This window comes from Chitinophaga sp. (assembly GCF_036569125.1).
Taxonomy (GTDB): Bacteria; Bacteroidota; Bacteroidia; order Chitinophagales; family Chitinophagaceae; genus Chitinophaga.
In genome coordinates this window covers 1-11,224 of the sequence record NZ_DATCRF010000611.1, presented here as the reverse complement: position 1 = coordinate 11,224, position 11,224 = coordinate 1, and the positions used below count along the sequence as shown (strand labels likewise).

Genomic DNA, 11,224 nt, shown 5'->3' with positions numbered 1-11,224 from the left:
CCGCCCGCCATCACTCCGCTACACACCTGCTGCATGCAGCATTGCGCCAGGTACTGGGTACACATGTGGCCCAAAAGGGATCGCTGGTGAATGCGGATTACCTGCGTTTTGACTTCTCTCACTTTGCCAAGGTAACGGATGAAGAGCTGGCCCGCATAGAGGATATTGTAAATGAAAAGATCCGCCAGAACATTCCTGTTATCATTAAGGAAATGGGTAAGGAAGAAGCTATGCAATCCGGTGCTATGGCCCTGTTTGGCGAAAAGTACGGGGATGTGGTGCGCGTAGTGATCATGGACCCCGCTTACTCTGTTGAGCTTTGCGGCGGCACCCATGTAGGCGCTACCGGGGAGCTGGGCCTGTTCAAATTTTTAGCAGAAAGTGCGGTAGCTGCCGGCGTACGCCGTATAGAAGCTGTAACCGGCGCTAAAGCCCTGGCTTTTGTAAATGAGCAGCTGCAGCAGCTGAAAGATATTAAAGGCGCGCTGAAAGGGCCTAAAGATACTCTTAAAGCAGTTGAAACACTGGTGCAGGACAAAGCCGGGCTGGAAAAACAGCTGGCCCAGCTGGAGCTGGAAAAGGTGAATGCCCTCGCTACGGAGCTGAAACGGCAGGTAAGCCCTGTTAACGGGGTTAACTTCATTGGCCAGGTAGTAAGCCTGGGCAATGCCGAAGGCCTTAAGCAATTAGGCACCGCGCTTAAAAGCATTGATAACCACGTAATAGTGCTGGCAGCTAATATTGGCGGCAAAGCCAGTGTAGCCCTGCTGATAGCCGATAACCTGGTAGCTGCCAAAGGCTGGGATGCTACTAAGATCATTAAGGAGCAGGTAGCTCCACTGATCAAAGGTGGTGGCGGCGGGCAAAAGTCCTTTGCTACAGCCGGCGGCCAGGAAGTAGGGAAGCTGCAGGAGGTAGTGGAGAAAGTGAAGGGATTGTTGGGGTAGGAATGAATGCGGTAAGAAAGCAGCTGAAGGCTAGTGAAATATAGCTTTTACAAATATTGCAGGCCCGTGTAAGACGAAAGTTTTATGCGGGTTTTGTTTTTAGTGCCTGCATGTTTACTGGACAGATATTTCTTATTTTCGTACAAAGTGAATATTATGAATACGGCAGCGATCAGGCAAAAATTATATGAATACATCCGGGTGGCCGATGATAAAAAGGTAAAAGCCATTTTTACTATGGTGGAAGATGAGGTGAATGAAATTACAAACTGGCATGAGGATAGCGCTGTGATCAGTGAGCTGGATAAACGTTCCACAGCATTGAAAAGCGGCAAGGATAAAGGCACTACCTGGGAAGATGCTAAAAAACGTATTTTAGGCAATAGGGCAAAGGCTGGTAAAAAATGAGTTATGTGATTGTTCTTTCTTCCCATGCGGAGAAAGAAATAGATAGCTCGTTTAACTGGTATGAGGACCGGTTGCCGGGTTTAGGCATACGGTTTTTAGAATTTGTTGAAAAGTCCATTCTCCAGCTTTCATTACATCCCGAGTTTTATCCCAACAAAAGAGGCAAATACCGGGAAATCCCTATCGAAAAATTTCCCTATTTAATTATTTACGAAGTACTTAAGAAACAGAAAACTGTTCATGTACTACATGTTTTCAATACCTACCAAAACCCTAAATTCAAATACAAAAGATAGCGCGGCCAGCCTTATGTCTTTTTTAACATTCCCTTCACTCCTCCTCCCCATCTTTTAACTTTTCCTTTCTATCCACACCCTTTAAATTTGTCTTATAAAAATATTAATTGAACATGGGCAAGTTACTCCAAACACTGACCCTCGCAGCCTGCTACACACTCACAACAGCGCTTACCGTACAGGCGCAGGATACCGCTCCCGGCAAAAAGAACGATAAGCTGGGCGAATATGATGAGATCATCATCAAACGCAAGAACAACCAGGACGGAAAAGTAACGGTTGAGATCAAAGATGGAGAAGTATGGGTAGATGGTAAAAAGCTGGATGATTACGACGGTGATATTTCCGTATACAAACGGAAAATTACTCCGGTAGACGGCAATGCTTTCCCCTTTGGTGGTCAGCACCGCGGCCTGCAGTTCTTTAATAACGATGAGGATAACGACAACGACATGGAGATCCGCGGTGGTAAAGCATTGCTGGGCGTGATCACGGAAAAGAAAGAAGCCGCCGGTGTAACGGTACGGGAAGTATCTAAAGGCAGCCCGGCCGCTAAAGCGGGCATACAACAGGGGGATATTATTACTGCAGTAGACGCCGATAAGATCCTGGAACCGCAGGACCTGTTTGAAAAAATAGGCGCACATGATCCCGGCGATAAAGTAACCGTTACCTACCTGCGTAATAAAAAGGAAAACAAGGTTAGCGTTACGCTGGATGAGCGCAAAGGCGCCAACATCTTCAACTTTGCACCACCTAACTCCGGTGGCGGTAATGATAATTATTTCCGTTTCCAGCCTCGCGGCCGTCAACCATTTGGCAACGACTTTAACTGGTTCAATGATGATAACAGCAACAGTACCCGCTTAGGCTTGTCAGTACAGGATACGGAGAATGGCGATGGCGCCCGCGTACTGAATGTAAGTGAAGGTTCGGCCGCTGCCAAAGCAGGTTTTAAACAGGATGATATTATTACGGAAATAGCCGGCGAGGCCATTACCTCTGCCAAAGATGTAGTAAATACTTACCAGGAAAATAAAGAAAAGGGGACTATAACAGCAAAGGTTAAACGTAACAATAAAACGGAAACCCTTTCTATCAGCGTTCCTAAAAAATTAAATAAAGCAGACCTGTAAGTGAAGATGAAAATGCGGGAGCGATCTATTATTGATTTCAGCATTCATCCATCTATCTATAAGATTTAGTTTTTGATATGGTTTTAAGTGTGTAAAGATGCCCGTTCGCCAATGGTGAACGGGCACTTTACTTTATCAGCATCTTTACATACTTCAGCTTCTTTTTAAAGGGCGGGTATTTTATTGGCACATCCAGCCAGGTGGCGGAGCGCATAATACCTTTAGGATGCGTAAAGGCTTCAAAGCTGTAACGGCCGTGGTAACGCCCGCTGCCACTGGGTCCTATGCCGCCAAAAGGCAGCTCCGGGTTAGTAAGGTGCACCAGCGTGTTATTGATACAGCCACCGCCAAAACGTACCTGCTCTTCAAACAGCTTACGGGTAGACGCCCGTTTTGTGAATACGTATAACGATAAAGGATACGGATGCCGGCGGATCATTTGCACAGCCTGCGGCAGCTCATCAAACGTAATAACAGGCAGTATAGGCCCAAAGATCTCTTCCTGCATCAGCGAAGCATCCCAGGGTACATCTGCCAGTAAAGTAGGGGCTATGTACAGGTCATCGCGGTTGGTATTGCCCCCATGAATAATACGGCCCTGCTTTAAATAGGCCTGCAATACATCAAACCGTTTAGCATTAATGATACGGCTGTAATCCGGGCTGGCAGCAGGATCCTCTCCATAAAAATCCACAATAGCCTGCTGCATAGCAGCAATAAAGACCTCTTTTACACGGCTGTGCAGCAGCACGTAATCCGGTGCCACGCAGGTTTGCCCGGCATTCCAGTACTTACCCCATATAATGCGGCGCGCAGCCACCTTTATATTCACTTTATCATCTACCAGGCAGGGCGATTTTCCGCCCAGCTCCAGTGTAACGGGCGTTAAATGGGGCGCTGCCATTTCCAGGATCTTTTTACCCACCGGTATGCTGCCGGTAAAAAACACATGATCAAAACGGTGGGTCATCAGCTCAGGGATCACCTGGCTGCCATCGCCCTGCAGCAGCGTAATATAGGCCGGGTCAAAAGTATCCCTGATCAGCTGCTCCATTACGGCAGCCGTGTGCGGCGCCAGCTCGGAGGGCTTTAGTATGGCGCAGTTGCCCCCAGCAATAGCGCCTGCCAGTGGCCCCATAAGTAAGTTAAACGGGTAGTTCCAGGGCGCAATGATCAGCGTTAGCCCCAGGGGTGAACGGATCACTTTACTATGGCTGGGATAATGCTCCAATGGGCTGGAAACCTCCTGTGGGCGCATCCACTCACGCAGGGAGGAAAGGATATGATCTATCTCGGTATAGGCAAATCCTACTTCACTGCCATAAGCTTCCATAGGGTGTTTGCGCATATCGGCATACAACGCATCCAGGATAGCTTTTTCATATTTTTTGATGCCCTGCTTTAGCTTTTTTAACTGGGTTTTACGGAAGGATAGCGGTAAGGTTTGCCCCGATTCAAAAAAGGCCTGTTGGGCGTCATATATTTCACCTATAGTCATGCTTACAATTTACTAAAAATGAGTGCAGCGCGCGCCGTATGGAAGATGTGCGAATAAAAATATATCTTCGCCCCTGCCCATTTGCAGAATTTGCACATTGATAATTATGAGCGCAACGATCGATTATAACAAGTATGAGGCCGTGATAGGGCTGGAAGTGCATGCCCAGTTATTAACAGAAAGTAAGCTATTCTGTAATGACAGTGCAGCGTTTGGCGGCGCTCCCAATACCCATATCAGCCCCATTACACTGGGGCACCCAGGCACCCTGCCCCGCATGAACCACAAAGCGGTGGAATATGCCGTAAGGCTTGGACTGGCCTGCCATTGCGAAATAGCGCAGGAAAACTACTTTGCCCGTAAGAACTACTTTTACCCGGACCTTCCCAAAGGTTACCAGGTATCCCAACATACCGCTCCCATTTGTAATGGTGGCTATGTAGCCATTACCACTGCCACCGGCGAGCGTAATATACAGCTGAACCGCATACACCTGGAGGAAGATGCCGGTAAATCCCTGCACGACCAGGACCCTGCCAACACCCTGGTAGATTACAACCGTGCCGGCGTGCCGCTGGTAGAGATCGTAACGGAACCGGACCTGTTCAACGCAGATGAGGCTTATGCCTACCTCACCAACCTGAGAAGGCTGGTGCGTTACCTGGAGGTATGCGACGGGAATATGGAAGAAGGCAGCATGCGCTGCGATGCCAATATCTCCATACGCCTGAAAGGCGCAACTACCCTGGGCACTAAGGTGGAGGTAAAGAACATGAACTCCATCCGCAATGTGAAAAGAGCCATTGAAAACGAGATCAAACGGCAGATAGAGATTGTTGAAACCGGCGGCGCCATTGTACAGGAAACCCGCAGTTTTGATGCCTCCAACGGCAGCTCTTTTTCGCTGCGCTCCAAGGAAGAAGCCAATGATTACCGCTATTTCCCGGAACCAGACCTGGCCCCCTTCCGCATTACAGCAGATTACCTGGAAAGCATTCAGCGCGCTTTACCTGCCCTGCCGGATGAATTAGTACAGAAATACACCCGGCAATACGGGCTGCCGGAATACGATGCCCGCGTGCTGTGTGACGATAAAGCTACCGCCGATTATTTTGAGCAGGTAATAACCGTAGCTCCGCAACATAAAGCAGCCGCCAACTGGCTGTTAGGGCCTGTGAAACAGTACCTTAATGAGCACTCCTGCGGATTGGAGCAGTTTCCTTTAACGGCCGCCGCACTGGCAGCATTAATACAGCTGGTGGAAGCCGGTAAGGTGAGCTTTTCCATAGCCTCCTCCCGGATATTCCCGGAAATGATACAGCAGCCCGGCAAAACACCGCTTGAAATAGCTACGGCGCTTAACCTGCTGCAGGATACCAATGTGGACAATATCTCCCCAATTATTGATGAAGTGCTGGCAAAATACCCCGGCAAAGTAGCAGAATATAAGGCCGGTAAAAAAGGCCTGATAGGACTGTTTGTAGGTGAGGTAATGAAGCTGTCGCAGGGTAAGGCAGACCCCAAGCTGACCAACCAGCTGCTGGCCGAGAAATTAAAGTAGTTTGGGGCCAGGGGCAATAGTACCTGGTTCACAGCCTTTAACAATATATTAATTTAGTTTTTCCCTCCTGCTTTTCTATGCAGCACAAGCCATTATGAACAAGGCTATGGACCGTGGGCCGTACACCATAGACTAATTTCCAGCATTGTTTCTTACTTTTGGGTGATCAATTGTTCATCAGTCCTCCTTTTTTTGCCGGATGGGATAATGATGGAATGCACATTGCATATAGAGCGTAAAATACTTTTCATGAAAAAAATAACTTATTGGCTGGCCCTGGGCGTGTTGCTGGCAAGTTGCGGGCAGCAGGCGGAGAAAGGAACTTTTAACATAGCCGTTCATTTAACCAATGCCCCCCTGGGTCCCGTATTCCTGGAGGAGCTGACCCTGAAGGAAGTAAAGGTAGCAGATACCACCTCCCTGAAGGATGCCAGCGGCAAATTCACCCTGAAAGGCACCGTGCCGGAGCAGGGCCTGTACCGGATCCGTTTTGGTAACAGTAAATACATCATCCTGGCGCTGGATGCCGGCGATATGAAAATAGAAGGCGATTACGATAACCTGGATAAGATTAAAATAGAAGGTTCTGAAGCCTCTGAAGCGCTGCAGCAATTGCTGGCAGATGCCAATGAAAAAGGCCAGGCCCTCACCGGCGAAATGCGCGTGATAGACAGCCTGCAAACGGCTAAGATCCCGGACAGCGTTCTGCAGGAAAAAGTAAAAGCCTTACAGCAAAAAGAGCAGGACCTGCAGCAGTCTTTCCTGAGCTATGCTGAAAAAACACCGTACCCCGCGAATGCTGTTTTTGCCCTGAGCATGATCAATAACCCGAACATCCTGATCCAGGAAAAACAGATCGTAGGCAGCATAGAAAAACGTTTCCCGGAAAATACCCTGGTACAAAGCCTGGCCGCCCGCATGACGGAAATGGAGCAGCAGGGCGCTAATGCCAGCGGCGGTGGCGAAGAAGAAGAGAACATGACCGCGGTAAAAGTAGGCGATACTGCCCCGGATTTTTCCTTACCCGATCCTTCCGGTAAAGTAGTAAGCCTGAAATCTTTCCGTGGTAAATATGTGCTGGTTGATTTCTGGGCCAGCTGGTGTAAACCCTGCCGCATGGAAAACCCCAACGTTGTAAAAGCTTACCAGCAATACAAGAATAAGAACTTTACCGTATTAGGCGTTTCCCTGGATCAGAAGAAAGATGCGTGGCTCAAAGCCATTCAATCTGATGGCCTGGCCTGGAACCATGTAAGTGACCTGAAGTTCTGGGATTCTGCAGTAGTGCCTTTGTTTGGTATTAATGCTATTCCTACGAACTTTTTGCTGGATCCTCAGGGAAAGGTGATCGCTGCTAATTTAAGGGGCGATGCGCTGGAGCAGAAGCTGCAGGAAGTGGTGAAGTAATAATCATTCAACGCTGATAACATCTTCATTAAAACGGAAAGGCTACCAATAATTGGTAGCCTTTCCTGTTTTCCCTGGTTAATCGCTATTAATAACCATGGTTCTGTTGAAGATTCGGATTCTGATCCGTATCATATTTAGGTATCGGCAATACAACTAAGTCAGATCCGTAAGGCTGTGCATTCACAGTAGAGTGTGCAGGTATGCCTCTGCCAGTGCGTAAGAAATCCAGCTCTCCCTGGCCTTCAAATGCCAGCTCAATCCTTCTTTCCAGTAACACAGCATCAATTAAAGCCTGTTTGGTCAGGGGCGCTACAGGTGTAGCAGTTGACCTTGTACGTACTTCATTGATCAGGGCTATAGCATTTGCATCTACAGCAGTGCTCAGGTTAGCCAGCGCTTCTGCTTTGGTCAGCAGCACTTCGCTGTAACGCAGTACCGGTACCCAGTCAGAAATGCTGGTATATTTAGTGGTCCATACAGTTCCGGGAGTAGGCGCATAAGTTCTTACCAGCTCTGTTCTGCGTTTATCGGTAGCGCCCATTAAAGCAACATAGTCAGGGCTGATGGGAATATCACCTCTCTTATCCGGAGCATAGTGCTGACCCAAAGCATTATTGGTATTCGGATTATCCGCACCATTATGCGCAACGGAGAAAATGCTTTCATTGGTAGTATATGTACGGAAAGCTGTCGTAGGGCCATCTGTATTCAACGCATATTTTCCGGAAGTGATCAGCTTATTGGAATAATCCAGCGCTTTCTGATAATCGCCTTTATACAGGTACAAACGCATCAGCAAACCTTGTGCAGCGCCTTTGGTAGCGCGTGCAACGTCGGCAAACTCCCTTACCTGTCCTGCAGGGTAGGCCAGCTTAGCTTCTGCATCCAGCAGGTCGGCTTCCATTTGATTATATACTTCTGCAACCGTATTACGGGGTACCTGGTTGCTGGAAGCAAAAGGATCATCAGCAACGGTCAGGATCAAAGGCACACCAGGATGGGTAGCACCGGCAGTGAATTTGTAAGGCTGTGCCCACATGTTCACCAGGTAAAAATAACACAGAGAGCGAATGAACTTAGCTTCACCTATATACTGTGCTGTTTGTTCTGCAGAAACCTTACCGGGATTAGCTTCCAGCCCTTTCATGAAGTTATTGACTTCGTAAATGGTACGGTAAGCATCTCTCCATGAAATACTCACAGTATTATTATCCGACAGTAAGCCTGTAAACTGTGACATAGGGCCAAAATAGGATGGTACCCCTGCATCAATACCCCTGATATCTGCATAGATCAGAATGCGGCCGCCGAAAAATTCAGCGTTCTGCAGCTGATCATACATACCGGTAGCAGCTTTTGCTATTCTTTCAGGAGAGCTAAAAGCATCGGCCGGAGAAAGGTTCGCAAAAGGTTCCTCGAAAACTTGTTTCTCACAGGAACCTAAGGTGAGCATGCATCCGATCATGCCCATATTTATCAAAAATTTCATCTTTTTCATGTGTGCTGTTTAAAACAAATTAGAAACCAACATTTAAACCCAGTGTGTATGTTCTTGGTTGCGGAACAGCGCGGTTGTCCACTGCTGTGGCAATGTTTGTATTATTCCGGTTGTAGTTCACTTCCGGATCAGGCCCGCTGTAACCAGTGATCACAAATGCATTATACACCTGGCCATATAAGCGCAGGTTGGAAATACCTATCCTGGAAAATACCGGTTGTCTGAAGGTGTAACCCAGGCCAATGGTACGTGCACGCAGGAAATCGCCTTTCTCCAGGAAACGGGTAGAGGTTTGGTTACCAACGTTATCATTCATGTACAGTTTAGGAATATCTGTTTTCTGTCCGGGAGTAGTCCAACGGTCCATAATATCTGCATAGTTATTCTGGAAGTAGTTGGTGAGCATAGCAGATTTCGTAGAGTTGTACACGTAGAAACCACCGGTGTACACCAGGGAGATGTTCAGGTCAAAGTTCTTATAGGTAAAGGTATTATCCCAACCACCATAGAATTTAGGCATACCGGATTTACCCGTATAAACGGCGTCACGGCTGCTGATGGCAGTGGTATCCTTACCATCCAGTGTCCATCTTTTAGTAACGGGATCGTAAGATTTAATACCGCCATCGGCAGTATAGAACATGGAGTTACCATTGTTCGCATCTACACCGGCCCAACGGATCAGCTTATACTCGCCCAATGGTCTGCCAACACTGGCAACACCGGCAGTAAAGTTAGCATCCGTAATATCAGAAGACGTTACCAGTCCGGTAACTTTATTTTTAACCCAGGTAAAGTTTACAGAACTGGTCCAGGTAAAGTCTTTCAGCGTTAATACCGTAGCATTTGCTGTAAACTCAAAACCGGTGTTATACATGGAACCAATGTTGGTAGTAACAGATGCGTCCGGAATACCTACAGTATACAATACAGGGGCTTTCAGTAATAAACCGGTAATGTTGTTCTTGAAGTAGTCTGCAACAATGCTGATCCTGTTATTGAACAGGTTTACATCAACACCAATATCTGTTTTCTTGGAAGTTTCCCATTTCAGGTTAGCATTACCAGCCTGGGAGGTGGAGAAACCATTTTGTGCGGCATATAAGCCACCACCATACAGGGTACGGGCAGCATAAGAGCTAATACCGCGGGAGTTACCCACCTGGCCATAGCTACCACGCAGTTTCAAATAACTAATAACAGGTACATTTTTCATGAAAGATTCCTGGCTGATAACCCAGCCTGCAGATACGGAGGGGAACTTACCCCAGCGGGAGCTTTCACCAAATGCAGAAAAGGCATCTGTACGGAATGCTACTTCCAGGGAATAGCGATCGTTATAAGTATACCCTACGCGGCCGAAATATGATTCCAGGCCATTGGAGAACAGATCACCTCCGGATAAAAGCTGCAGGGTACCACCTGCATCATTACCAGAGTAGGTACCATCAATAATATTCTTAAAGAAAGGATCTGCAAAGTCGGAAGCACCTGTATAGATCTGTTGTTCTCTGGTATACTGGTATTCCGTACCACCGGTGAAGGATACACGGTGCTTCTCAGCAAAGGTATGATCATAGGTCAGGAAGTTCTGCCAAACCCATTGGTTACGGGTTCTGTAATAATCCTGTACCAGACCATTAAAGGATAAGCCTAAACCACCGATGTAAGGGCTGCTATACTGATCTTCAAAATTGCTTAAATAATCAACACCGAACTTTGAAGTTACCTTCAAACCCGGAATAGGCTGTACCTCTACATATGCATTACCATAAAGGTCCTGCGGAGTATTATCATTTCTCTGTAAGGTAGCAGCTGCAATAGCATTATAAATATTATTCTGTATCAGGTTGGTACCATTTACAGAATTAATATTATTACCAAAGCCCATTAAGCCGTTTGCGCTTAAGTTAAAACCGGTAATATTTTTTGGATTATGTATTGAAACGTTGGGGAATGCGTTGAGACCGGAAACGGTAGCACCTGCCAGGTAGCGGTCTGTTAAAATACCTTTGTTCAATGATTTGGTATAAGCAATGCTGATGCCTGCTTTCAGCCATTTTTTAGGTGTTATATCCAGGTTCAAACGCGCCTGGCCTGTTTTCAGCTCGTTACCAAAGTTGATCCCCTGCTGATCTATATAACGTACAGAGCCATAATAGGATACTTTCTCTGCACCACCGGAAATAGCCAGTGAATTATCATGCGTAAAACCAGTACGGTATAATTCATCCAGCCAGTTGGTACGGTCTGGTTTTCCATCGCCATCAATATCACTGTCTTTTGCAATTACCACACCTGTACCAAACCTGTTGGCAGCATTCGCTATCTTTTCATTATTGATGGTGGTGAACTGGTCTGCATTCAGCAGATCAGGCAGCCTGGAAGCCCGGCTCCAGCTTACTTTTGAATCAAAGGAAATGCGGGTAGTACCGGCTTTACCTTTTTTGGTAGTGATCAGTATTACGCC

The 11,224-nt window shown here is 47.1% G+C and carries 9 protein-coding genes; 6 read left to right on the top strand and 3 right to left on the bottom strand.

What is annotated here, in order from left to right; all coding sequences use genetic code 11:
• The 4 genes from VIM87_RS22840 to VIM87_RS22830 form a co-directional block, all read left to right on the top strand.
• The coding region (locus VIM87_RS22840) for a DHHA1 domain-containing protein (protein ID WP_331999244.1) at positions 1-947 on the top strand (947 nt) is incomplete at its 5' end.
• A gap of 156 nt (positions 948-1,103) precedes the next feature.
• Complete coding sequence (locus VIM87_RS22835; protein ID WP_331999243.1) at positions 1,104-1,355, top strand: addiction module protein; 252 nt, start codon at positions 1,104-1,106, stop codon at positions 1,353-1,355.
• Entirely contained in the window at positions 1,352-1,651 is a 300-nt protein-coding gene (locus VIM87_RS31435; protein WP_414649662.1) for a type II toxin-antitoxin system RelE/ParE family toxin, read from the top strand. The genes VIM87_RS22835 and VIM87_RS31435 overlap by 4 nt, the downstream gene beginning before the upstream one ends.
• Positions 1,652-1,764: 113 nt before the next feature.
• Positions 1,765-2,787, top strand: a complete 1,023-nt coding sequence (locus VIM87_RS22830) for a PDZ domain-containing protein (protein ID WP_331999242.1) — start codon at positions 1,765-1,767, stop codon at positions 2,785-2,787.
• Positions 2,788-2,914: 127 nt separating this feature from the next.
• Here the strand turns inward: VIM87_RS22830 and VIM87_RS22825 are convergent, their stop codons facing one another.
• Positions 2,915-4,285 carry an aldehyde dehydrogenase gene (locus tag VIM87_RS22825; protein WP_331999241.1) on the bottom strand — a complete coding sequence of 457 codons (1,371 nt, stop codon included), beginning with the start codon at positions 4,283-4,285 and terminating at the stop codon, positions 2,915-2,917.
• Between the two features lie 106 nt (positions 4,286-4,391).
• On the opposite strand from VIM87_RS22825, the gene gatB reads away from it, so the two are divergent.
• The gene (gene gatB / locus VIM87_RS22820) at positions 4,392-5,846 is read left to right on the top strand and encodes an Asp-tRNA(Asn)/Glu-tRNA(Gln) amidotransferase subunit GatB (protein ID WP_331999240.1); all 1,455 of its coding nucleotides are present in this window, start codon (positions 4,392-4,394) and stop codon (positions 5,844-5,846) included.
• 249 nt (positions 5,847-6,095) lie between these two features.
• The gene (locus VIM87_RS22815) at positions 6,096-7,253 is read left to right on the top strand and encodes a TlpA disulfide reductase family protein (RefSeq protein WP_331999239.1); all 1,158 of its coding nucleotides are present in this window, start codon (positions 6,096-6,098) and stop codon (positions 7,251-7,253) included.
• 88 nt (positions 7,254-7,341) lie between these two features.
• Here VIM87_RS22815 and VIM87_RS22810 read toward each other — a convergent pair whose 3' ends face one another.
• Positions 7,342-8,754: a RagB/SusD family nutrient uptake outer membrane protein gene (locus tag VIM87_RS22810; protein ID WP_331999238.1), complete on the bottom strand. Its 1,413-nt coding sequence runs from the start codon at positions 8,752-8,754 to the stop codon at positions 7,342-7,344.
• 19 nt (positions 8,755-8,773) lie between these two features.
• Positions 8,774-11,224 (bottom strand): SusC/RagA family TonB-linked outer membrane protein (locus VIM87_RS22805; protein WP_331999237.1); only part of this gene is annotated, 2,451 nt, incomplete at its 5' end.